The organism is Herbiconiux sp. VKM Ac-1786 (genome assembly GCF_015350805.1).
In the GTDB taxonomy this organism is placed as follows: domain Bacteria; phylum Actinomycetota; class Actinomycetes; order Actinomycetales; family Microbacteriaceae; genus Herbiconiux.
This window is the reverse complement of the sequence record NZ_JADKSG010000001.1, coordinates 615207-636817: the sequence shown is the minus strand read 5'-3', so window position 1 is coordinate 636817 and position 21611 is coordinate 615207. Positions and strand designations below refer to the sequence as shown.

Sequence of the window (21611 nt, the reverse complement as noted above, 5' to 3'; positions counted from 1 at the left end):
GGCCGGGCGGGGTGTCAGTCGGCGGAGGACGTCGCCGAGGCGAACTGGGCCTCGTACAGGGCCGCGTAGGCGCCGCCCGCCGCGAGCAGCTCGGCGTGGCTGCCCTGCTCGACGATCGAGCCCGACTCCATCACGAGGATGAGGTCGGCGTCGCGGATCGTCGAGAGCCGGTGCGCGATCACGAAGCTCGTGCGGTCGGCCCGGAGCGCCGACATGGCCTTCTGCACGAGCTGCTCGGTGCGGGTGTCGACCGACGAGGTCGCCTCGTCGAGGATCAGCACGCTCGGCTTCGCCAGGAACGCCCGCGCGATGGTGAGCAGCTGCTTCTCGCCGGCGCTGACGTTGGACGCCTCGTCGTCGAGCACCGTGTCGTAGCCCTCGGGCAGCGAGTGCACGAAGCGGTCGACGTAGGTGGCGCGCGCCGCGTCGAGGATCTCCTCCTCGCTCGCCGCCGGGTTGCCGTAGGCGATGTTGTCGCGGATGGTGCCGCCGAAGAGCCACGTGTCCTGCAGCACCATGCCCGTGCGGGAGCGCAGGTCGCGCCGGGTCATCTGCGCGATGTCGACGCCGTCGAGCGTGATGCGCCCGGCGTCGAGCTCGTAGAAGCGCATGATCAGGTTGACCAGCGTCGTCTTGCCGGCTCCGGTGGGGCCGACGATCGCGACCGTCTGGCCCGGCTCCGCCACGAGCGAGAGGTGCTCGATCAGCGGCTTGTCGGGCAGGTAGCGGAACGAGACGTCGTCGAACACCAGCCGCCCGCGGTTCTCGGCGGGGGTCTCGGCGGGCAGGGCATCCGGAACCTGCTCGTCGGCGTCGAGCAGCTCGAAGACCCGCTCGGCCGAGGCGACCCCCGACTGCAGCAGGTTCACCATCGAGCCGAGCTGGGTGAGCGGCTGGGTGAACTGGCGCGAGTACTGGATGAAGGCCTGCACGGCGCCGATGCTGAGTGCGCCGGTGGCGACCTGCAGGCCGCCGACGACCGCGATCACGACGTACACGAGGTTCCCGACGAACATCATGGCGGGCATGATGATGCCCGAGACGAACTGCGCCCCGAACGACGCCCGGTAGAGCTCGTCGTTCTTCGCGCGGAAGGCCGCCTCGGTCTCGCGCTGCCGCCCGAACACCTTCACGAGGGCGTGGCCGGTGAAGTTCTCCTCCACCTGGGCGTTCAGCTGGCCCGTGCTCGCCCACTGGGCGACGAACAGCTTCTGCGAGCGCTTCGCGATCACGGTGGTGATGACGATCGTCAGCGGGATGGTGACGAGCGAGATGACGGCCAGCAGCGGCGAGGTGACGAACATCATCACGAGGATGCCCACGACGGTCAGGATGCTCGTCAGTAGCTGGGACAGCGTCTGCTGCAGGCTCTGCGCCACGTTGTCCATGTCGTTGGTGACGCGGCTGAGCAGCTCACCCCGGGGCATGCGGTCGAAGTAGCCGAGCGGGAGCCGGTTGATCTTCGTCTCGACCTCCTCGCGCAGGGAGTAGGTGGTGCGCTGCACGATGGTGTTGAGCAGGCGGCCCTGCACCCAGGAGAAGATCGACGCGGCCACGTAGAGCACGAGCACGAGGCCGAGCACCATGGCGAGCCGGTCGAAGTCGATGCCCTGGCCGGGGATGAGGTCGATGCCCGAGAGCAGGTCGGCCTGGGTCTGGTCGCCGCTCGCGCGGAGGCCCTCGACGATCTGCTCCTTGGTGGAGCCGGCGGGCAGGGACTTGCCGAAGGCGCCGGCGAAGATGAGGTTGGTGCCCTGGCCGAGCAGCCACGGGCCGAGCACGGTGGCCACGACGCTGATCACACCGAGGACGATCACGACCAGCACCGGCACGCGGTGCGGTGCGAGCCGGCGGATCAGCCGCTTCGCCGACGGGCCGAAGGTCATCGACTTCTCGGTGGGCATGCCGCCGCCGCCGAAGGGGCCGCCCCCACCGGGGCCGCCGCGACGCACCGGGCCGCGCTGGGCTCCGTTCCCCGAGCCGCTCATGCCGCCTCCTCCGCCGTCAGCTGCGACGAGACGATCTCGGCGTAGGTCTCGCTCGATTCGAGCAGTTCGTCATGGGTGCCCCGGCCGACGATCACCCCGTCGTCGAGCACGATGATCTGGTCGGCGTCGACGATGGTCGACACCCGCTGCGCCACGATGACCATGGTCGCTCCTCTCACGTCGGCTCGGAGGGCCTGCCGCAGCCGCGCATCCGTCGCCAGGTCGAGCGCCGAGAACGAGTCGTCGAAGACGTAGATCTCGGGGCGCTTCACGAGTGCCCGGGCGATCGCGAGCCGCTGCCGCTGCCCGCCCGAGACGGTGGTGCCGCCCTGGGCGATGGGCGCGTCCAGCCCGCCGTCCATGGCCCGCACGAAGTCGGCGGCCTGCGCCACCTCGAGGGCGTGCCAGAGCTCGTCGTCGGTGGCGTCGGGCTTGCCGTAGCGGAGGTTCGACGCGACGGTGCCCGAGAACAGGTAGGGCTTCTGCGGCACCAGGCCGATGCGCGACCAGAGCAGGTCGGGGTCGAGCTGCCGCACGTCGACGCCGTCGACGAGCACCTGCCCGCCGGTGGCGTCGAACAGCCGCGGCAGCAGGTTGATCAGCGTGGTCTTGCCCGCGCCGGTGGAGCCGATGATCGCGAGGGTCTGACCGGGCTCGATCGTGATGTCGAGGTCGCGCAGCACCGGCTGCTCCGCCCCGGGGTAGGAGAACGACGCGCCGCGCAGCTCGACCGTGCCGTGGCCGCGCAGCGCGCGCACCGGGTTCGCCGGCCGGGTGACCGAGGTCTCGGTCTGCAGCACCTCGGTGATGCGGTCGGCGCAGACCGAGGCGCGCGGGATCATCATGGCCATGAACGTGGCCATCATCACCGCCATCAGGATCTGCACCAGGTAGCTGAGGAACGCGATCAGCGTGCCGACCTGCATCGAGCCCTCGTCGATGCGGAAGGCGCCGAACCAGATCACCGCGACGCTCGAGACGTTCAGGATGAGCATGACGGTCGGGAACATCAGCGCCATCAGCCGGCCGGCGCGCAGGGCGGAGTCGGTGACGGCCGCGTTCGCCTCGGCGAACCGCTCGGTCTCGATGCCCTCGCGAACGAAGGCACGCACCACGCGGATGCCCGTCAGCTGCTCCCGCAGCACCCGGTTCACCGTGTCGATGCGAGCCTGCATGCGCCGGAACTGCGGCACCATGCGCACGATGATCGCGCCCAGCGAGACGAGCAGCACGGGCACGCTGACCGCGATGATCCAGCTCAGCTCGAGGTCTTGGTGCAGGGCGAGCACGATGCCGCCGATGGCGAGGATCGGCGCGGAGACCAGCAGGGTGAAGGTCATCAGCGCGAGCATCTGCACCTGCTGCACGTCGTTGGTGGAGCGGGTGATCAGGGAGGGGGCGCCGAACCTCGAAACCTCGCGCTCGCTGAACTCCCCGACGCGGTGGAAGATCGCGGCGCGCAGGTCGCGGCCGAGCGCCATGGCGACCTTCGCGCCGAAGTAGACGGCGGTGATCGCGGCGGCGACCTGCACGACCGTGATGCCGAGCATCAGCAGCCCCGTCGAGAGGATGTAGGCCGTGTCGCCCCGGGCCACGCCCTGGTCGATGATGTCGGCGTTCAGCGTGGGCAGGTAGAGCGAGGCGACCGACTGCACGAGCTGGAAGAGCACGACCAGCGCGATGGGCCGCCAGTGCGGCCGGAGGTAGCGGCCGAGAAGACGCAGGAGGGTCACGCGCGGTGCCTTTCGGTGGGAGCGGGGGTGGAGGTCAGCACGCCGTGCGTCATCAGCGCCGCGAGCTCCTCGACGGTGAACGGGGTGTCGACGGCGGCGATGTCGGGGATGGCGCTCGCGAACGAGACCAGCCGGGCGAGGTGCACGATGCGGGAGGGCGGCCAGGCGAGCCGCTCGGCGTCGGGGGCGAAGATCGCCGCGACGATGCGTTCGAGCTCGGCCGGGTCGCCGGTGGAGGCGGGGCGCTCGCCGCCGAGGATCGGCATGACCTTCATCGCCCCCGAGAACCGGTCGCGCATCAGCCGGAGGATCTCGGCCAGCTTCACCTCGACCGGATCGTCGGGATCGATGCCCCGCAGCCCGTTCCAGACCGTCTGCCCGTCGAAGAACCGCTCGGCGGCGGCCTTCAGCAGCGACTCCTTGTCGCCGAACGCGCGGAACACCGTGCCCTCGGCGATGCCGGCGGCCTCGGCGATCTGGCGCGAGGTGACGTCGCTCCCGTGCTCGACGAGCAGCGGCACGACGGCGTCGATGATCATCTCGCGCCGGTCGGCCAGCGGCAGGGCCGGGGCGCGGCGCGCGATCGTCTCCAGGGGCGAGGTGTCCATGCGGAGACCCTACCTGAGTGAGCACTCACTCGGCAAGAAGGAGATCACTCGACCCGTGAGCCACCCGCCCGCCACCGCGTCTGCTTCGCCCGGTTGCCGCAGATGGCCATCGAGCACCACTGCCCCGTGCGGGACCGCGAGTGGTCGTAGAACCCCCAGCGGCAGGCGTCGTTGCGGCAGGCCTTCAGCCGCGACCAGCTGCCGTCGGCCAGGGCGTCCGCCGTCGCGGCGACCACGCGGGCGACGACACCGTCCAGGCCCGAGTCCGCGCCCGAATAGGCGACCCCGTCGGCGCCGAACCGCAGCTGCACCCGCGACCGCCGAGCGGCCTCGGTGAGGGCCGCGGCCGTCGACGCGGGGAGCGGTTCGCGGTCGTGGTTGGCGAGCAGCCCACGCCGCAGCTCCTCGCGCAGGGCGCGCGCCCGCCGCAGCGCCGCCGGCCCGGCGGGCGCGTCGAAGCCGGCGGCGGCGGCCCAGCTGCGCCAGGACGCCTCGTCGCGGAGCGCGTCGACCCCGGTCTCGAGGTCGACGCTGTTGACGAAGGCCCGCACGAACTCGAGTTCGCCGGGTGCCTGGGGGCCGGTCGCGGTCATGACCCCATGTAACCACCATTGCCCTGACGGCGGGCCGGTAGTAACCTCCGAAAGCATGAAGACGGTTAGTAGTGCGTGGCGGTCCCGCCCCTTCCGCCGGGTCTGGACGGCGGGTGCCGTCGCCGGACTGGGCACCGAGATCGGCGAGCTCGCCGTGCCGGTGCTCGCCGTCGTCACCCTCGCGGCGTCGGCGACCGAGCTCTCGCTGGTGCGGGCGGCGCTCCTCGTGCCCTACCTGCTCCTCACCCTCTGGCTCGGCGTGATCGTCGACCGGCACCCGCGCCGCCCCCTGCTCGTGGCGGCCGACCTCGGGCGAGGGCTGCTGCTGGCGGTGGTGTGCGGGCTCGCGCTGGCCGGCTGGCTGAGCATCCCGCTGCTCGTCGCCGCCGCGGCCGTTCTCGGGTCGCTCGCCGTGCTGTCGAACCTCGCCGAGTTCTCGTTCGTGCCCCAGCTGGTCGAGGAGGACCAGCTGATCGACGCGAACGCCCGCATCACCGCGGCGCAGTCCGCGATCGGTGTCGCCGGGGCCGGGGCGGGCGGAGTGCTGGTGCAGCTCGTGACCGCGCCGTTCGCGCTGCTGCTGAACGCGGCGGGGTTCCTCGTCTCGGGGGTGCTCCTGCTGCGGCTCCGCGTGGTCGAGAGCGTGCCGGCCCGCCAGGCGGGACGCCGGTCCGCGGTGCGGGAGGCGCGGGACGGCGTCGCCGTGCTGCTGCGGAACCGGGTGCTGCGGGCACTGCTCTCGGAGGCGACCCTCTGGAACCTCGGCAACGAGATCCTGATGCTGGCGCTCGCCCTGCTGGTGCTGCGCGGCTACGGCTTCGGCCCGGCGGCGCTCGGCCTGGTGCTGATGGCGGGCGGGGTCGGGGCCTTCGCCGGCAGCCTGCTCAGCGCGCGCCTGACGGCACGGTTCGGCTACGGTCGCTCGCTCGTCGCGGCCATGCTGATCGGCAACTCGGCGCCGGTGGTCGCGCTGGCCGGGGCCGGGTCCGCATCCGTCGCCTCGCTCGTCGTGCTGACGGTCGGCTTCGTGCTCTCGGGGCTCGGCATCGGGGTGGCGAACTCGCAGGCGGTGAGCCTGCGTCAGCTCGCCGTCGAGCCGTCGGTGCGCGGGCGGGCGAACGCGGGCTACCGGCTCGTGTCGTGGGGCGCCCTGTCGATCGGGGCGCTCGCCGGGGGCGTGCTCGTCACCGCGCTCGGCCCCTGGGTGGCCGGGATGCTCGGAGCCGCCCTGATGGCGCTCGCGACGCTCCCCGTGGCGCTCTCGCCGGTGCGGCGCATGCGGCGCATCGAGGAGGTGCAGGAGGTGCAGGATGTGCAGAACCGGCCGTCGAGGCGAGCGGTGCAGGATGCGCGGCGGGGCTCCGCCTAGAATCCGAGCATGCAGCACACCCCTCCCGAACCCGGCATCTACCAGCACTTCAAGGGCGCCCGCTACGAGGTCGTCGGCGTCGGCCGGCACAGCGAGACCGAGGAGCAGCTGGTGTTCTACCGCAAGCTCTACGACGACTACTCCTTCTGGGTGCGCCCCCTCGCGATGTTCACCGAGCACGTCGACCGCGACGGCTACAGCGGCCCGCGGTTCGCCCGCATCGCCTGAACGACCCCCTCGTCAGCAGCGCTCCACGGGAGCAGGGTGGAGGGAGACCGAAGGAGAACCCATGCCGATCCCCGAGCGCGCCGTGCTCTTCGACGTCGACGGAACCCTCGTCGACTCCAACTACCTGCACGTCAGCGCCTGGCTGCACGCGTTCGTGGAGGTGGGCCATCCGGTGCCGGCCTGGCGCATCCACCAGGCGCTCGGCATGGACTCGGGCAAGCTGCTCGACGAGCTGCTGGGCGACGCGACCGACGAGCTCGGCGATCGCGCCAAGGAGCTGCACGCCACGTACTACAAGGAGTCGGCCGACCAGCTCCGCCCCCTCCCCGGCGCCCGGGAGCTCCTCCGCGCCCTGCACGAGGAGGGCAGGACGATCGTGCTCGCCACCTCCGCCCCCGCCGACGAGCTCGAGATCCTGCAGAAGGTGCTCGACGCCGACGAGTGGGTCGACGCCATGACGAACGCCGACGACGTCGAGACCGCGAAGCCCGAGCCCGACATCCTGCAGGTCGCGCTCGAGCGGGCCGGCGTCGAGGCCTCCGACGCGGTGATGGTGGGGGATGCCCGCTGGGACATGGTCGCGGCCGGGCGGTCGGGCATCCGGGGCATCGGGCTGCTGAGCGGCGGGGTCGACCGGCAGGCGCTGATCGACGCGGGGGCGACCGAGACCTACGACGACGCGGAGGCCCTGCGAGCCGCCCTCTGAGCGCGTCGCACTAGTACCCGGCGGTGTAGCCGGTGACCGAACCGCCCCCCGACATCCCCTCGGCCTCGGCCTCACCGGAATCCGAGCCCGACGGGGTGCCGAGCAGGCTCCGGGTCAGCCGCGAGCGGTCGTCGAGCAGCCCGTCCAGCGCCGCAGCCAGGTCGTCGTCGGTCGGCTCGCGTCCGGCCTCGGCCGCGGCGAGCACCGCCCGCCGCACCAGCTCCTTGGCGAACGACCCGGTGGTGCCCTCGGCCCGATCGGCCGCGGCCTCGACGGCTTCCGCACCGAAGGGCAGCCCGTCCGCGTAGCGCGCGAACAGCCGCCGTCGCGACTCCTGGTCGGGCAGGGCGATCTCGACCGCGAGGTCGACCCGTCCCGGCCGGTCGGCGAGCGCCCGCTCGAGCACGTCGACGCGGTTCGTGGTGAGCACGAAGGCCACGTCGGCGTCGCCGTCGAGTCCGTCGAGGGCATCCAGCACCTCGAACAGCAACGGCTGCGGCCCGTGGTGCATCATGCGGTCGCTCGCCACGAGGTCGACGTCCTCCAGCACCACCAGGGCGGGCTGCATGGCCCGCGCCAGCTCGGCGGCCTCGGTGACGAAGCGGATGCCCGAGCCGGTCAGCAGCACCGCCGTGGTGCCCGGGGTGCGGGCGAGCAGGTGCCGCACGGTCAGCGTCTTGCCCGTGCCGGGAGGCCCGTACAGCAGCACTCCCCGCTTGAGATGCTGGTGCTGCGCCCGCAGTCGCTCGCGCTGCTCGCCCACCCCCACCACGTGCCGCACCACCGCGTCGAGCACGCCCGGGGCCAGCACGACGTCGTCGGCGGCGACCGTGGGCCGGGGCAGGAAGGTTGCGCCCGCCGCGCTCTGCCCGTACTCGTTGCCGGTGAACGAGAGCACCTGGCCGCGCAGCACCGAGAGGGCGAGCATCCGCCGCCCGAACTCGGCGAGGAACGCGTCGGCGGCCGCGGGGTCGGCCGTCAGCACCTCGAGGCTCGCGGTGTTCCGCCCGCGTTCGGGGCGGGCCGCCCGCTGCAGCACGACCAAGGGTGAGCCGTCGAATCGCAGCAGGTGCAGGCCGAACGACATCACCCGCCGCGTGCTGTCGGGCCCGCTCGGCACCGAGACGTAGTCGATCGGCCCGGGGGAGTAGGGGAAGCGGTGCGGCGGCGCGATGAGCTCGCCCAGCGCCGCCTGGTCGCGCATCTGCCCGCCCGAGACCCCGAGCGGCTCCGACCCGCTCTCGGCGGCGAGGTCGGCGAGCGCCACGTCGGCGTCGACGAGCCGGTGGGCGGCGATCGCGTGCGTCACGACGGGCAGCGACGCCACGTCGGTGCCGAGGAACTCCTGCAGCCGCAGCCCGATCGGCGACAGGCCGCCCGCGTCGGGCTGGGCCTGCACCACCTCCTCGAGGAAACGGCGGAACAGCTCGGCGAAGTCCTGGGTCTGGCGGTCCATGAGGTCCTTCCGGGGTGGTGCGGATCGGCGTCGGGTCGCCCGGAGGTGTCTCGTCCAGCGTAGACGGGGGAAGGCTGACGGGTCACCCCGAGGGCTGGATTCACCGGCCTGCGCGGGGGATACTGTCAGCGATCGACGACGATTGGCGGTGCGATGACGAGCCCCTGGCTGGCCCTCCCGGGTGAGACCGGCCGCCGTCGTCCGCGCAGTGTCGTCAGCGAGTCGTGGGAGCGGGCCCGCCGCCGCTCGCTCGACCCCGAGCACCTGCTGCCCGCCCTCGAGGTGGGCGAGGACGTGCTGGCGGAGTTCCGGCACGCGCATCCGCTCGACCCGGTGCTGCCGGTCATCCGTTCGCTGCTGGTGCGCGACGCCGAGGGCTCCGGACTGCTCGTCGCGGTCGGCGACGAGATGGGCCGCCTGCTCTGGGTCGAGGGCGACAGCGCCGCCAAGCGGGCCGCCGAGGACATGCGCTTCGTCGAGGGCGCCGGCTGGGCCGAGACCCGCGTCGGAACGTCGGCCCCCGGCACGGCGCTCGAGCTCGACCACGGCATCCAGATCCACGACTCCGAGCACTTCAACCGGCTCGTGCACGGCTGGAGCTGCACCGCCGTGCCCGTGCACGACCCCGAGACCCGGCGCATCCTCGGCGTGATCGACCTCACCGGCGACGCCCGCGCCGTCGACCCGCACACCCTGCCGCTGATCGAGGCGACCGCCGCGGCCGTCGAGGCCGAGCTGATGGTGCTGCGGCTGAAGGCCCAGCGCGACCGCGGCGCGGGGCCGGGCGAGCGGATGCGCGTGACCGGCTTCCCCGGGGCGCCCACCTCCGCGCGCCGCCCGCCCGCCGCTCCGGCACCCCGCCCCGCGGCCCTGCACGTGCTCGGCCGGGACACGGGCGAGCTCGTCGCCCCGGGCGCGGCACTCGAACTGAGCCCCCGCCACGCCGAGCTGCTCACCCTGCTCGCCTGGCACCGCGAGGGTCTCTCGGCCGCGCGCCTCGCGCAGCTGGCCTACGGCGACGAGGCGGCCGTCGTCACGGTGCGGGCGGAGATCGTGCGGCTGCGCCGGCTGCTGGAGGCGGCTCCCGACCTCGGCGTCGCCGTCGAGTCGCGGCCCTACCGGCTGAGCGCGCCGGTCGAGCTCGACGCGCAGCGGGTGCTCTCGCTGCTGGATCGCGGGGCGCACCGGGTGGCGCTCGCCGCGCATCCGGGCGCCCTCCTCCCGGGGTCGGACGCGCCGGGCATCGCGGCGATCCGGGAGACCGTGCGGCTCCGGATGCGCGAGGCCATGCTCGCGGACGCCGCCGTCGACGTGCTGCTCGCCTACGCCGCCACCGCCGAGGGGCAGCACGACACCGAGGTCTGGACGGCGGCCCTGCAGCGCCTGCCCGCGCGCTCGCCGAAGCGGGCCGGGATCGTCACCCACCTCGAGGCGCTGCTCGGCTCCTGACGGCGGGCGCAACAAGCCGCAACCTCCCCGGGCGTACCGTGCGAGCATCCGACACCGTCGTCGAGAAGGAGCACTCATGACCATCATCGATCGCCCAGAAGCCGAGACCACCGCGCCCGCCACGAGCGGGCCCTCGGTCTACGCCAACCCCGGTTCGCCCGGGGCCGTGATGAGCTACAAGCCGCGCTACGACAACTACATCGGCGGGCGCTACGTGCCGCCGGCGGGTGGCCAGTACTTCCAGAACCCGACTCCGATCACCGGCCAGACCTTCACTGAGGTGGCGCGGGGCACCGCGGCCGACGTCGACGCCGCGGTCGACGCGGGGTGGAAGGCGTTCGAGGCCTGGGGGAAGACGAGCGTGGCCGAGCGGGCGGTCATCCTGAACAAGATCGCCGACCGGATGGAGGCGAACCTCGAGCTGCTCGCGGTCGCCGAGACCTGGGAGAACGGCAAGCCGGTGCGGGAGACGCTGGCCGCCGACATTCCGCTCGCGATCGACCACTTCCGCTACTTCGCGGGCTGCATCCGGGCGCAGGAGGGCGGCATCTCGGAGATCGACCACGACACGATCGCGTACCACTTCCACGAGCCGCTGGGCGTGGTGGGGCAGATCATCCCGTGGAACTTCCCCATCCTGATGGCCGTGTGGAAGCTGGCGCCGGCGCTCGCCGCGGGCAACTGCGTCGTGCTGAAGCCGGCCGAGCAGACGCCGGCGTCGATCCACGTGCTGCTCGGGCTGATCGAGGACCTGCTGCCCGCCGGCGTGCTCAACATCGTGAACGGGTTCGGCATCGAGGCCGGGGCGCCGCTGGCGTCGCACCCGCGCATCCGCAAGATCGCCTTCACCGGTGAGACCACCACCGGCCGGCTGATCATGCAGTACGCGAGCGAGAACCTCATCCCGGTGACGCTCGAGCTCGGCGGCAAGAGCCCGAACGTGTTCTTCGCCGACGTCGCCGACCAGAAGGACTCGTTCTACGACAAGGCGCTCGAGGGCTTCACCTTCTTCGCGCTGAACCAGGGCGAGGTGTGCACCTGCCCGTCACGGGCGCTGGTGCAGCGTTCGATCTACGACGGCTTCGTGGCCGACGGGCTCGACCGGGTGGCGAAGGTGAAGCAGGGCAACCCGCTCGACCCCACCACGATGATCGGGGCGCAGGCGTCGAACGACCAGCTCGAGAAGATCCTCAGCTACATGGACATCGGCAAGCAGGAGGGCGCTCGCCTTCTCACCGGCGGCGAGCGGGCCGACCTCGGCGGCGAGCTGTCGGGCGGCTTCTACGTGCAGCCGACGGTGTTCGAGGGGCGCAACGACATGCGCATCTTCCAGGAGGAGATCTTCGGACCGGTGCTCGCCCTGACGAGCTTCGAGGACTACGACGACGCCATCTCGATCGCCAACGACACCCTCTACGGGCTCGGCGCCGGCGTCTGGTCGCGCAGCGGCTCGCAGCTCTACCGGGCCGGGCGGGCCATCGAGGCCGGGCGGGTGTGGTCGAACACCTACCACCAGTACCCGGCGCACGCGGCCTTCGGCGGGTACAAGCAGTCGGGCATCGGGCGGGAGAACCACCGGATGATGCTCGACCACTACCAGCAGACGAAGAACCTGCTGGTGTCGTACGCCGACGGGCCGATGGGGTTCTTCTGATGCCGTCCGACTCTGTCGTGGCGGGCCCGGTTCCGGCCGGGCCCGCCGGGCCGGCGCCCGCCTCCGTCTCGCGGGTCGACGTGACGGGTGCCGCAGCCGACATGCTGCGGCACCTCGGCGCGACCCACGGCCCGCTGATGTTCCACCAGTCGGGCGGCTGCTGCGACGGCTCGAGCCCCATGTGCTACCCGGTCGGCATGTTCCGCACGGGCGGCTCCGACGTGCACCTCGGCACCCTCTCCGTCGACGGCATCGACCCCGTCGAGGTCTACATGTCGCGCTCGCAGTTCGAGTACTGGAAGTACACCCACCTCACCATCGACATCGTCGACGGCCGGGGCAGCGGCTTCTCGATCGAGGCGCCCGAGGGCAAGCGGTTCCTGATCCGGTCGCGGATGCTCGACGAGGGCGAACTCTCGGCCCTCGGTCTCGTGACTCGCGGCGCGGTGTTGTGACTCGCGGCGCATCCGCCCCGTGATCGGGGCATCCGCTCGTTAGATTGAGGACATGTCGACGCTCAGGCATCCCGTGGGTCCGCAGCCGAAGAAGGTCTACTGGCGGCGGAGGCTCCTCGTGCTGCTCATACTCGCCGCGATCATCGCGGTCGTGGTGCTGATCGTGGTGCGCCCGGGCTCGGGTGCGGCCGAGACCGGGGGTGCTCCGGCGCCCACCGCCTCGCCGGCTGCCACGTCGGCCGATCAGGCTCCGGATGCTGCCGCCACCCCCGGCTCGGTCGACACCGGTGCCGACGCTGGCGCCACCGCGTCGGGTGACGTCGTGGCGTGTGCGGGCGGCAACATCCAGGTGACCCCGGTCACGGACGCCGACACCTACGACGCCGCGGCCAAGCCCCAGCTCTCGTTCACCATCACGAACACCGGTGCGGAGCCCTGCTCGATCAACGCGGGCACCTCGCAGCAGATCTACACGATCACGAGCGGCAGCGAGACCTACTGGGTCTCGACCGACTGCCAGACCGACCCCTCCGACACCCAGGCGGTGCTCCAGCCCGGCGTCGCCGTCTCCTCGACCCCCTTCACCTGGGACCGCACGCGCTCCTCGGCCGACACCTGCTCCTCGCCCGACCGCCCGCTCGTCCCGGGCGCCGGCGCCTCGTACCACCTCGACGTCTCGGTCGCGGGCATCCCCTCCTCCGACTCGAAGCAGTTCATCCTCAACTAGGACGCGTCGGGGTTCCGCGGGTTCTCCACCTTCGCCTCGGCGGCGGCTTCGGCGGCGGCCTGCTTGACGGCGGCCAGGAGCCAGGGGTGCGCCGACCAGGTCTTGTCGGGGTTCTGCTTGTAGAGCACGTCCTCGATGCCCTTGCGCACCGCCGAGCGGATGACACCCGCCAGCACGATGAAGCCGACGACGACCACGACGATCGTCAGCACGAGACTCGACAGCGGGTCCATTCGGGTTCCTCTCGGGGGAGACGGAAAGGAGAGGACTCCCCGCCGGCGTCGTTTGGGGCTCGGCCGGCGGGGAGTCGGCACCGGCGGCCCTCGGGAGTGGGTGCTCCCTCGGTGGGCCTCGGTCATCGCGACCGCCGGCGGTGCCGGGTCGGACCCGCCGACACTATCGGTGCGGGCGCCTCGGCGACAACCGTCGGACTACTGAGCTCCGACTACTGAGAGAGTGTCAGCACCCGGGGAAGGCGGTGGCGGGGCCGTCCCCAAAACGGGCCCCACCACCTGCGCTCACCGTACCGCTCGGCCTCCGGGGCGGGAGATCACGACGCTCCGATCACGCCACAAGTCGCCCAGTGAACGCTCCGAGTTCGTTCAGCGGATGACCGGCGAGACCCATCCCGTTCGCACCGGACGGCTACGATGCCGAGGTGGATGAAGCGCTGGAGGTCGACGTCACCGGCGGCCGCGTCCGCGGTGCCGAGCGGAGGGGGCTGCGCTGGTGGCGCGGCATCCCGTTCGCCGCGGCGCCCGAGGGGGAGTGGCGCTTCCGGGCTCCGCAGCCCGTGCGGGTGTGGACGGGCATCCGCGACGCCCGCGACTTCGGCCCGGTAGCGATGCAGTCCCGAGACGGCGCGTTCGTCGGGGCCGCCCGAACCACCCCGATGTCCGAGGACTGCCTCAGCATCAACGTGCTGCGCCCCGCCGATGATCGGGCCGGCCTGCCCGTGATGATGTTCGTGCACGGGGGCGCCTACAGCGTCGGGTCCTCCGCCGAGCATCCGCACAACGGCGAGACGCTCGTGCGCGAAGGCGGCATCGTCTACGTCAGCTTCAACTACCGCCTCGGCGCGCTCGGCTACCTCGACTTCCGCCGCTATGCGACGCCCGAGCGCCCGATCGAGGCGAACCTCGGGCTCCGCGATCAGGTCGCGGCGCTCGAGTGGGTGCAGGCGAACATCCGCAGCTTCGGCGGCGACCCCGACAACGTGACGCTCTTCGGCGAGTCGGCCGGCGGCAACGCGGTGACGACGCTGATGGCGACCCCCGCCGCGCACGGCCTGTTCGCGCGGGCGATCGCGCAGAGCTCCCCGCCGAACGCGGTCTACCTGCCCGAGACCACCGCGATCTGGGCCGAGGAGTTCGTCGAGCTGCTGCTGGAGTCGATCGACACCGACGGGGTCGAGTCCGCGTCCGACGACCTCGCCGGGCAGGTGCTCGTCGACGCGACGGCGGATGAGCTGGTGGCCGCGGCGGTGACGCTGACGCTGCGCACCCCCGACGCGCATCCGGGCACCATCGCGCTCTCGCCGGTGATCGACGGCGACGTGCTGCCCGAGCGCCCGCTCGACGCCTTCAAGGAGGGGCGGGCCGCGCGGGTGCCGCTGATCATCGGCACGAACGACCGCGAGGGCTCGCTGTTCACCGGGCGGCTCGACATCCTCGCGACGACGCCGAAGCGCATCCGGGCCATCTTCAAGCGCACCAAGAAGAGTGCGCGCAAGGCGATCAAGGCCGAGTACCCGGGCCTGCCGGCCAAGCGCCCCGCGGCCGACTTCGGGGGCGACTACGCGTTCTGGTACCCGACCGTGAAGGTCGCGGAGCGGCACTCGCGGTTCGCCCCCGTGCACTTCTACCGCTTCGACATCGCGCCCCGGCTGGTGCGCCTGGCCGGCTTCGACGCCACCCACGGGCTCGAGCTGTTCGCCGTCTTCGACCGGTTGGGCGGGTGGTTCGGGCGCACGATGACGGTGCTGGGCGGGCGCCGCGCGTTCCTTCGAGCAGGCAAGCGGATGCGCGGCCACTGGCTCCGCTTCGCCCACGACGGCTCGGTCGACCCCTCCGCGTGGCCCGCCTACGACGAGTCGCAGCGGCTGACGCTCATCATCGACGCCGCCGACCGCGTGGAGGCCGACCCCCGGGCGCCCCGCCGCATCGCGTGGCAGGCGTTCGTGCCGCACGTCTGACGGCGACGGCCGATTGCTACCATGGCCTCGCCCGGCGGGTGCCGGCAGGGAGGCGAGGTGGTCGTGGGTCCGAGATCCCGGATGCTCGTGGTCGTCGTCGTGGCCCTCGTCGCCGCTCTGGCGTGGCTGATCTCGGGCGTCGTCACAATCGACCTGCTCGCCAAGGAGCGACTGCTGCCGCTCTGGTGGGTCGCGGGCGGGGCGATCCCGGGCGTCGCCCTCGTCTGGCTCGTGCGGATCGCGGTCGCGGACGACCCGCGGCTGGCCGCCGGATCGCTGCGGGCGCTGGCCTTCGGCGGAGCCGTCGCGATCGCCCTGGCGGCACCGCTGAACGGGCTGCTCATCCCCGACGGGTCCGGGCTGTGGTGGGTGGGCCTGACCGAGGAGTCGAGCAAGCTCGCCGCCGCGCTGCTGTTCTCGATCGGTCTCGGCCGCAGCGCCCGGTCGGGGCTCGTCATCGGGGCCGCCGTGGGTGCGGGCTTCGCGATCTGGGAGAACGCCGGCTACGTGTTCGGGGTCTACTCCTCGGCGGGGTCGGCATCGGCCTCGGTGCTGCTCGCGGTCGAGCGCGACCTGGTCGGCCTGCCGCTGCACGTGCTGTTCGCGGGTTTCGTGGCCTGCGCGGTGTTCCGGGCGGTGCAGCGGCCGAGCGCAGGCCGGGTCGTCGGGGCGGTCGTGGTCTTCCTCGTGGTCGCGACGACCCACTCGCTGTACGACCTGGCGCAGCTGCTCCTGCCGTCGGTCGACATCCTCGGGGTGGCGCTCACCGACTGGCTGGCGGGAGTGCTCGTGCTCGCGCTCGTCGCGGCCTGGGTCGTGGTGCTCCGCGTGCTGCGCCGCGCGCGGGCGCTGCCCCGCTCGGGACCGCTCGCCCCGGGGTCTGCCGGTCGCTAGTCTGCTGGGCACGGGTCTGCGGATGACGGGTCTGCGGATCCCGGGTCTGCGGATCGCTGGTCTGCGGATCGCTGCAGGAGTCGAGATCGGAGTGGACATGCGAGAACTCACCTACTACGTCGCCGTCAGCCTCGACGGGTTCATCGCCGGGCCCGAGGGGCAGTTCGACGCCTTCCCGGTCGAGGGCGACCACATGCAGGCGATCACCGAGCGCTTCCCCGACACGGTGCCGACCGACTACGCCTCCTCCGCCGGGATCGACCAGTCGGGCGGCCGCTTCGACACGGTGCTGATGGGCTGGAACACCTACGCCGTCGGGCTGGCGGTCGGGGTCGCGAGCCCGTACCGGCACCTCGAGCAGATCGTGTTCACGCGCACGCACCTCGACGAGGCGCCGGGTGGGGACGAGCATCCGCTCGTCACCGGCGCCGACCCCGTCGAGGTCGTGCGCGAGCTCAAGCAGCGCGAGGGCCGCGGCATCTGGCTCTGCGGCGGCGGGCGGCTCGCCACCGCGCTCGCAGGGGAGATCGACCGGCTGGTGCTCAAGCGCAACCCGGTGCTGCTCGGGGCGGGCATCCCGCTGTTCGAGCCGGGCACCTACGACCCGCGGCACTTCGACGTGGTGTCGACGACCGCGTTCGAGTCGGGCGTGGTGCTCGGCGAGTACGTGCGCCGCTAGCGCCCGCCGAAGGCGCGGGTGAGGGCACGCACGAGCTGCCGCGCCTCGTCGTCGATGATCGTGGTGAAGCCCAGCCGCTTCGCCTCGGCCGCGCGGGTGCGCCCGGACGACACCGGCCGCACCTCGCCCGCGAGCGAGATCTCGCCGAACGCCGCCAGGTCGTGCGCGAGCGGACGGTCGTTCGCCGCCGACGCGAGCGCCAGCGCGATGGCGAGGTCGGCCCCCGGCTCGGTGAGCTTGACCCCGCCCACCGTCGAGACGTAGACGTCCTTGTCGTTGAGCGAGATGTGCGCGCGCCGCTCGAGCACCGCCAGGATCATCGCCACCCGCGAGGAGTCGACCCCGTTCGTGACCCGGCGCGGGTTCGGCGACGGTGTCTTCACGATCAGCGCCTGCACCTCGACGGGCAGGGCCCGACGGCCCTCGAGCGCGACGGTCACGCAGGTACCGGACACCGCATCCGACCCCCGGGACAGGAACAGCCCGCTCGGGTCGGGCACCTCGGCGATGCCGTCGGCGCTCATCTCGAAGCAGCCGACTTCGTCGGTGGGCCCGAAGCGGTTCTTCAGCGCGCGCACGAAGCGCAGCGCGGTCTGGCGGTCGCCCTCGAACTGGCAGACGACGTCGACGAGGTGCTCGAGCACACGCGGCCCCGCGATCGACCCGTCCTTCGTGACGTGGCCGACGAGCAGCAGCGGGATCGAGCGCTCCTTCGCCACCCGGATGAGCGAGGAGGCCACCTCCCGCACCTGGGTGGGGCTGCCCGCCGCGCTGTCGAGCGACGAGCTCGAGACGGTCTGCACGGAGTCGACGACGACGAGGTGGGGCTGCACCGCGTCGATCTGGCCGAGCACGGTGGCGAGGTCGGTCTCGGCCGCGAGCATGAGCGTGGGGGAGAGGGAGTGCGTGCGCTCGGCGCGCAGCTTGACCTGCGAGACCGACTCCTCGGCCGAGACGTAGAGCACGCGCAGGTGCTCTTCGGCCGCCTTCGCCGCGACCTCGAGCAGCAGGGTCGACTTGCCGACGCCGGGCTCGCCCGAGAGCAGGATGGCCGCGCCGGGCACCAGCCCGCCGCCGAGCACCCGGTCGAACTCGCCGATGCCGGTGGCCCAGTGGGCCGCGATGTCGGAGGAGATCTCGGTGATCGGGCGGGCGATGCGCGCCGCGTCGAGCACGGTGGCGCGGACGGCCCGGCTGATGCCTTCGTTCTCGGCGGCCGAGACGACCGTGCCCCAGGACTGGCACTCGCTGCAGCGGCCGACCCACTTCGCGGTCTGCCAGCCGCACTCGGTGCAGCGGTACGCGCTCGCGGACTTGGTGGCCATGCTCACACCCTAGAGGCGGCCACCGACACCGGGACTAGTCCTCGTCGTCGACCCAGGCCCCGCGCCCCTGGGCGGCCAGGGTCGCCGCGCGCTCCGCGAGCCGCCGCCGCACATCCGCCTGCGCCTCCTGCACGAACGCCGGGTCGAGCGGCGCCGACACCGCATGCGGAGAACCGTGCTTCGCGGAGATGTACGCATCGAGCTCGGGACCCGACTCGTACGACGTGATGAGGCAGTACCGCGGCTCGGGCCCCTTCTGCCAGACCGCGTGCCAGAACCGCTGGGTGTCGACGATCAGCTGCGCCCCGGCCGGCAGCGCGATGCGCACCTCGGTCTCGGGGTCGAAGCGGTCCTCGCGCAGGATGAGGAACGAGTCCTCGTCGTCGGAGAGGTTGAAGAAGCCGCGCACGATCCAGCCGGTGCCGTCGGGGTTCAGGCGGTTGTTGTCGTCCTGGTGCAGGTTGTAGAGCGCGGTGGCGTAGCTGTTGGGCTGCAGTTCGATCACGCGGCAGCGGCCGATGTTCGCCCCGGGCTCCTCGGCGCGCGCCTTGAGGATCGGCGCCTTGGCGACATTGGCGGGCACCCACACCCCGTCCTTGTCGGTACGCGGCGGGGTGTGGTTCCAGAACCCGTTGCACTCCAGCTCGCCGGCGGCGCTGGCCAGCGGGGCGAAACGGGTGTCCCCCGACGACTTCCAGGCCACGTACTCGAGGTCGAGCCACTCCTTCGGGTCCTTCGACTGGTCGTAGGAGTCGAGAACGACGTAGCCGGTCTCCTCGAGGGCCGCGGATCGGATGTAGCTCATCGGGGAATGGGCCCTTTCGTTCAGGGAACTCGACCGCAGAGCGCCGCGGTGCGAGCCGGCGGATCTACTTAGGCAAGGCTAACACGCGGTCCGTTCAGCATCCGGGCGTAAACTGGCGGCACTGGTGATGCAGGCAGGAGACCCCACCCCACGACCAGCACCGACACTCTCGACCTAGGAGGCGACTTTGAGCGATGACGTATTTGGAGCCCCCCACCTCGAAACCGTGCTGCGCCGTGCCAGCAAGCACCCGATCGCGCTCGACCGCGACGACCTCGTCCTCCGCAAGGGCCAGCTGACCCTCCTCAACGGCCACTCGACGCCGCGGGAGTCGATGATCGACGACCTGTTCTTCGTCGCCGACGCGCTCGACGCCGCGCACGTCCCGTTCCTGCTCGTCCGCGGCAACGACGAGCGCCCGGTGCTCGCGGTGATGTGGAGCGACCGCAAGCGCGCCAAGGCCGCCCTGATCGAGCGGATGAGCAGCGAGCCCTTCTACTCCAAGGCCCCCGGTGCCCCGGCGGTGCTCGTCGCCGACGGCCGCCTCGCGCGCGACCCCAAGGCCCGCGTGCTCCGTCTCTACCGGCCCCGCATCGAGCCCATCGGCCGTCTGCGCTACGGGGCGTCATCCGCTGTGCAGCTGGAGTTCTGGAAGCGCGAGGGCGACGTCGTCGAGGCGCCGGTCGAGAACTCGCTGACCCGCCGCACCATCCCGCTCGACGAGATGGTCGAGACGACGGTCGAGATCTACGGCCGCACCTGGACGACGATCGAGGGCATGTTCAACGAGCTCGCCAGCGACGTCGACTTCGACATCGACATGGTCTTCTCGTGGGTCGACGGCACGGCGATCGAGTTCCAGCGTGCCCGCGCCCGCCGCATGGCGAACTACGTCGTGGGCGAGGGCGACGACTCCGAGGCGCGCTACCGCCAGATCGACGAGCTCAAGTACGCCCTGCGCAGCGTCTACATGTTCGCCCCGTGGGTGCGCAACATCTACATCGCGACCGACTCCCCGAAGCCCGACTGGCTGGGCGACGACCCGCGCGTCACGATCATGCCGAGCGAGGCCTTCTTCAAGGACCTCTCGAACCTCCCGACCCACAACTCGCACGCCGTCGAGGCGCAGCTGCACCACATCCCGGGGCTCAGCGAGCACTTCCTCTACTCCAACGACGACATGTTCTTCGGTCGTCCGGTCAGCCCCGACCTGTTCTTCTCACCCGGCGGCATCACCAAGTTCGTCGAGGCCGACACCCGCATCGGGCTCGGGGCCAACGCCCTGCACCGCAGCGGCTTCGAGAACGCCGCCCGCGTCAACCGCGAGCTGCTGCAGCAGCGCTTCGGCCGCATCACGACCCGGCACCTCGAGCACTGCGCCGCGCCGTTGCGCAAGAGCGTGCTGTTCGAGATGGAGGACGAGTTCTCCGACGCCTTCAGCCGCACCGCGGCGAGCCCGTTCCGTTCGGCGACCGACATCTCGGTGACGAACTCCTTCTACCACTACTACGCGCTGCTCACCGGCCGTGCGGTGGTGCAGACGGATGCGCGGGTGCGCTACATCGAGACGACCCTGTTCTCGGCGCTGAAGGAGATGGACACGCTGCTGAAGAAGCGGTCGATGGACATGTTCTGCCTGAACGACGGCTCGAACCCCGAGATCGACGTCGAGACCCGCACCAGCGCGGTCATCTCGTTCCTCGAGCGCTACTTCCCGTTCCCCGCCCCGTGGGAGAAGGCGGCGAGTGCGCCCGTCACACTCCCGTCGGAAGAAGGATCGGCATCGTCATCGGCGGCTCTGGCGAGACCCGCGGGCTGACCGCGTCGGCGATCACGACGCCCTGGGCGGCGAGCCGTCGGCGCGTCTCCTCGGCCGTGATGTGGTCGAGAGTCGGGTAGCTGCCGACGGGCACCACCGAGTGCAGCACCGTGTGCTCGTAGACGTGCACGAGGTTGAAGGCCTGAGCGCCCGCGCGGCCCTTGGTGGCACCGGGCTCGACGTTGAGGTCCTGGGTGTAGCAGGTGGCCGAGGCGACCGAGACGGGGATGCCCGCGAAGGTCGCGTTGGTCGAGTAGTGCAGGTGGCCGGCGATGATCGAGCGCACGTCGGAGCCCTCGAGCACCTCGGCGAGCCCGCGCTGGTCGCGCAGCTCCACCGACACCGCGAGGTCGAGCACACTCGGCACCGGCGGGTGGTGCATGGCGAGGATGGTGCCGTGCGGCACCGGGAAGGCGAGCTCCTCGGCGAGCCAGTCGAGCTGATCGCTCGAGACCTCGCCGTAGTGGTGACCGGGCACGGTGGAGTCGAGCGTGATGACGCGCAGCCCGTTGACGTCGTAGACGCGGTCGACGCTGCGGTCGGTCGGCACCTCGCCGAACAGACCCTCGCGGAACGACGCCCGGTCGTCGTGGTTGCCCATCACCCAGATGACCTCGGCCCCGAGCCGCGCGGCGGCCGGCTCGACGATCGCGCGGAGCCGGCTGTAGGCATCCGGCTCGCCCTTGTCGGCCAGGTCGCCGGTGAAGATGATCGCCTCGGGGCGGCCGCCCGACGCCTCGAGCTCGTCGAACACCTCCCGCAGATGGCGCTCGCTGTCGACGACTCCGTAGAGCTTGCCTCCCCCCGCCAGCAGATGGGTGTCGCTCAGGTGCAGGAGGAAATGGTTCGGCCTCGGGTACTCGGCCGTTCTGTAGGTCACAGGGACTTCCATTCGGTGAGGTGCGGGCCTCCGGGGTGAGGTCCGTCCG

20 protein-coding genes are annotated in these 21611 nt (G+C 71.8%); 11 read left to right on the top strand and 9 right to left on the bottom strand.

Features of this window, described 5'->3' with window-relative positions; translation table 11 throughout:
* Window positions 1–14 precede the first annotated feature (14 nt).
* The 4 genes from ITJ64_RS03135 to ITJ64_RS03120 are packed head-to-tail and all read right to left on the bottom strand — an operon-like array spanning window position 15 to window position 4922.
* Window positions 15–1988 carry an ABC transporter ATP-binding protein gene (locus ITJ64_RS03135; protein WP_194679324.1) on the bottom strand — a complete coding sequence of 658 codons (1974 nt, stop codon included), beginning with the start codon at window positions 1986–1988 and terminating at the stop codon, window positions 15–17.
* Window positions 1985–3721: an ABC transporter ATP-binding protein gene (locus tag ITJ64_RS03130; protein ID WP_194679323.1), complete on the bottom strand. Its 1737-nt coding sequence runs from the start codon at window positions 3719–3721 to the stop codon at window positions 1985–1987. The genes ITJ64_RS03135 and ITJ64_RS03130 overlap by 4 nt, the downstream gene beginning before the upstream one ends.
* Window positions 3718–4329 carry a TetR/AcrR family transcriptional regulator gene (locus ITJ64_RS03125; RefSeq protein WP_194679322.1) on the bottom strand — a complete coding sequence of 204 codons (612 nt, stop codon included), beginning with the start codon at window positions 4327–4329 and terminating at the stop codon, window positions 3718–3720. The genes ITJ64_RS03130 and ITJ64_RS03125 overlap by 4 nt, the downstream gene beginning before the upstream one ends.
* A gap of 44 nt (window positions 4330–4373) precedes the next feature.
* Window positions 4374–4922, bottom strand: coding sequence for a CGNR zinc finger domain-containing protein (locus tag ITJ64_RS03120; protein WP_194679321.1), 549 nt, complete (start codon window positions 4920–4922; stop codon window positions 4374–4376).
* Between the two features lie 55 nt (window positions 4923–4977).
* On the opposite strand from ITJ64_RS03120, the gene ITJ64_RS03115 reads away from it, so the two are divergent.
* The 3 genes from ITJ64_RS03115 to ITJ64_RS03105 all read left to right on the top strand — a co-directional run bounded on the left by ITJ64_RS03115 (window position 4978) and on the right by ITJ64_RS03105 (window position 7225).
* Window positions 4978–6291 (top strand): MFS transporter, encoded by a 1314-nt coding sequence (locus tag ITJ64_RS03115; RefSeq protein WP_194679320.1) that lies wholly within the window; start codon window positions 4978–4980, stop codon window positions 6289–6291.
* A gap of 9 nt (window positions 6292–6300) precedes the next feature.
* A complete protein-coding gene (locus tag ITJ64_RS03110; protein ID WP_194679319.1) occupies window positions 6301–6519 on the top strand; it encodes a DUF1653 domain-containing protein in 219 nt (72 codons plus the stop codon).
* Between the two features lie 61 nt (window positions 6520–6580).
* The gene (locus ITJ64_RS03105; protein WP_194679318.1) at window positions 6581–7225 is read left to right on the top strand and encodes an HAD family hydrolase; all 645 of its coding nucleotides are present in this window, start codon (window positions 6581–6583) and stop codon (window positions 7223–7225) included.
* Between the two features lie 10 nt (window positions 7226–7235).
* Here ITJ64_RS03105 and ITJ64_RS03100 read toward each other — a convergent pair whose 3' ends face one another.
* The gene (locus ITJ64_RS03100; protein WP_194679317.1) at window positions 7236–8681 is read right to left on the bottom strand and encodes an AAA family ATPase; all 1446 of its coding nucleotides are present in this window, start codon (window positions 8679–8681) and stop codon (window positions 7236–7238) included.
* 153 nt (window positions 8682–8834) lie between these two features.
* On the opposite strand from ITJ64_RS03100, the gene ITJ64_RS03095 reads away from it, so the two are divergent.
* The 4 genes from ITJ64_RS03095 to ITJ64_RS03080 all read left to right on the top strand — a co-directional run bounded on the left by ITJ64_RS03095 (window position 8835) and on the right by ITJ64_RS03080 (window position 12966).
* Window positions 8835–10130: a GAF domain-containing protein gene (locus ITJ64_RS03095; protein ID WP_194679316.1), complete on the top strand. Its 1296-nt coding sequence runs from the start codon at window positions 8835–8837 to the stop codon at window positions 10128–10130.
* 76 nt (window positions 10131–10206) lie between these two features.
* A complete protein-coding gene (locus tag ITJ64_RS03090) occupies window positions 10207–11784 on the top strand; it encodes an aldehyde dehydrogenase family protein (RefSeq protein ID WP_194679315.1) in 1578 nt (525 codons plus the stop codon).
* A 101-nt stretch (window positions 11785–11885) separates the two neighbouring features.
* Window positions 11886–12239, top strand: a complete 354-nt coding sequence (locus tag ITJ64_RS03085; RefSeq protein WP_228507998.1) for a DUF779 domain-containing protein — start codon at window positions 11886–11888, stop codon at window positions 12237–12239.
* A gap of 52 nt (window positions 12240–12291) precedes the next feature.
* On the top strand, window positions 12292–12966 hold the full coding sequence (locus ITJ64_RS03080; RefSeq protein WP_194679313.1) for a hypothetical protein: 675 nt from the start codon (window positions 12292–12294) through the stop codon (window positions 12964–12966).
* Here the strand turns inward: ITJ64_RS03080 and ITJ64_RS03075 are convergent.
* Window positions 12963–13199: a hypothetical protein gene (locus tag ITJ64_RS03075; protein ID WP_194679312.1), complete on the bottom strand. Its 237-nt coding sequence runs from the start codon at window positions 13197–13199 to the stop codon at window positions 12963–12965. The two genes, ITJ64_RS03080 and ITJ64_RS03075, sit on opposite strands and share 4 nt — an antisense overlap.
* Window positions 13200–13624: 425 nt before the next feature.
* Here ITJ64_RS03075 and ITJ64_RS03070 point away from each other — a divergent pair, with 425 nt between their 5' ends.
* The 3 genes from ITJ64_RS03070 (at window position 13625) to ITJ64_RS03060 (ending at window position 16733) form a co-directional block, all read left to right on the top strand.
* The gene (locus ITJ64_RS03070; protein WP_370545008.1) at window positions 13625–15160 is read left to right on the top strand and encodes a carboxylesterase/lipase family protein; all 1536 of its coding nucleotides are present in this window, start codon (window positions 13625–13627) and stop codon (window positions 15158–15160) included.
* 63 nt (window positions 15161–15223) lie between these two features.
* A complete protein-coding gene (locus tag ITJ64_RS03065; RefSeq protein WP_194679311.1) occupies window positions 15224–16054 on the top strand; it encodes a PrsW family glutamic-type intramembrane protease in 831 nt (276 codons plus the stop codon).
* A gap of 97 nt (window positions 16055–16151) precedes the next feature.
* Window positions 16152–16733, top strand: a complete 582-nt coding sequence (locus tag ITJ64_RS03060; protein WP_194679310.1) for a dihydrofolate reductase family protein — start codon at window positions 16152–16154, stop codon at window positions 16731–16733.
* Here ITJ64_RS03060 and radA read toward each other — a convergent pair.
* The gene (radA, locus tag ITJ64_RS03055; RefSeq protein WP_194679309.1) at window positions 16730–18058 is read right to left on the bottom strand and encodes a DNA repair protein RadA; all 1329 of its coding nucleotides are present in this window, start codon (window positions 18056–18058) and stop codon (window positions 16730–16732) included. The two genes, ITJ64_RS03060 and radA, sit on opposite strands and share 4 nt — an antisense overlap.
* A 34-nt stretch (window positions 18059–18092) precedes the next feature.
* On the bottom strand, window positions 18093–18863 hold the full coding sequence (locus ITJ64_RS03050) for a hypothetical protein (RefSeq protein WP_194679308.1): 771 nt from the start codon (window positions 18861–18863) through the stop codon (window positions 18093–18095).
* Window positions 18864–19089: 226 nt separating this feature from the next.
* Between ITJ64_RS03050 and ITJ64_RS03045 the strand changes: the two genes are divergently transcribed.
* Window positions 19090–20682: a stealth family protein gene (locus ITJ64_RS03045; RefSeq protein WP_370545144.1), complete on the top strand. Its 1593-nt coding sequence runs from the start codon at window positions 19090–19092 to the stop codon at window positions 20680–20682.
* Here ITJ64_RS03045 and ITJ64_RS03040 read toward each other — a convergent pair.
* Window positions 20618–21562 (bottom strand): phosphodiesterase, encoded by a 945-nt coding sequence (locus ITJ64_RS03040; RefSeq protein ID WP_370545007.1) that lies wholly within the window; start codon window positions 21560–21562, stop codon window positions 20618–20620. The genes ITJ64_RS03045 and ITJ64_RS03040 overlap by 65 nt on opposite strands.
* Window positions 21563–21611: the final 49 nt, after the last annotated feature.

Coding starts and splice junctions, on each gene's coding strand:
- ITJ64_RS03135 (WP_194679324.1), bottom strand. CDS start 1,988: ATGAGCGGCTCGGGGAACGGAGCCCAGCGCGGCCCGGTGCGTCGCGGC.
- ITJ64_RS03090 (WP_194679315.1), top strand. CDS start 10,207: ATGACCATCATCGATCGCCCAGAAGCCGAGACCACCGCGCCCGCCACG.
- ITJ64_RS03060 (WP_194679310.1), top strand. CDS start 16,152: ATGCGAGAACTCACCTACTACGTCGCCGTCAGCCTCGACGGGTTCATC.
- ITJ64_RS03080 (WP_194679313.1), top strand. CDS start 12,292: ATGTCGACGCTCAGGCATCCCGTGGGTCCGCAGCCGAAGAAGGTCTAC.
- ITJ64_RS03110 (WP_194679319.1), top strand. CDS start 6,301: ATGCAGCACACCCCTCCCGAACCCGGCATCTACCAGCACTTCAAGGGC.
- ITJ64_RS03095 (WP_194679316.1), top strand. CDS start 8,835: ATGACGAGCCCCTGGCTGGCCCTCCCGGGTGAGACCGGCCGCCGTCGT.
- ITJ64_RS03085 (WP_228507998.1), top strand. CDS start 11,886: ATGCTGCGGCACCTCGGCGCGACCCACGGCCCGCTGATGTTCCACCAG.
- ITJ64_RS03120 (WP_194679321.1), bottom strand. CDS start 4,922: ATGACCGCGACCGGCCCCCAGGCACCCGGCGAACTCGAGTTCGTGCGG.
- ITJ64_RS03075 (WP_194679312.1), bottom strand. CDS start 13,199: ATGGACCCGCTGTCGAGTCTCGTGCTGACGATCGTCGTGGTCGTCGTC.
- ITJ64_RS03115 (WP_194679320.1), top strand. CDS start 4,978: ATGAAGACGGTTAGTAGTGCGTGGCGGTCCCGCCCCTTCCGCCGGGTC.
- ITJ64_RS03050 (WP_194679308.1), bottom strand. CDS start 18,863: ATGAGCTACATCCGATCCGCGGCCCTCGAGGAGACCGGCTACGTCGTT.
- ITJ64_RS03125 (WP_194679322.1), bottom strand. CDS start 4,329: ATGGACACCTCGCCCCTGGAGACGATCGCGCGCCGCGCCCCGGCCCTG.
- ITJ64_RS03100 (WP_194679317.1), bottom strand. CDS start 8,681: ATGGACCGCCAGACCCAGGACTTCGCCGAGCTGTTCCGCCGTTTCCTC.
- ITJ64_RS03105 (WP_194679318.1), top strand. CDS start 6,581: ATGCCGATCCCCGAGCGCGCCGTGCTCTTCGACGTCGACGGAACCCTC.
- radA (WP_194679309.1), bottom strand. CDS start 18,058: ATGGCCACCAAGTCCGCGAGCGCGTACCGCTGCACCGAGTGCGGCTGG.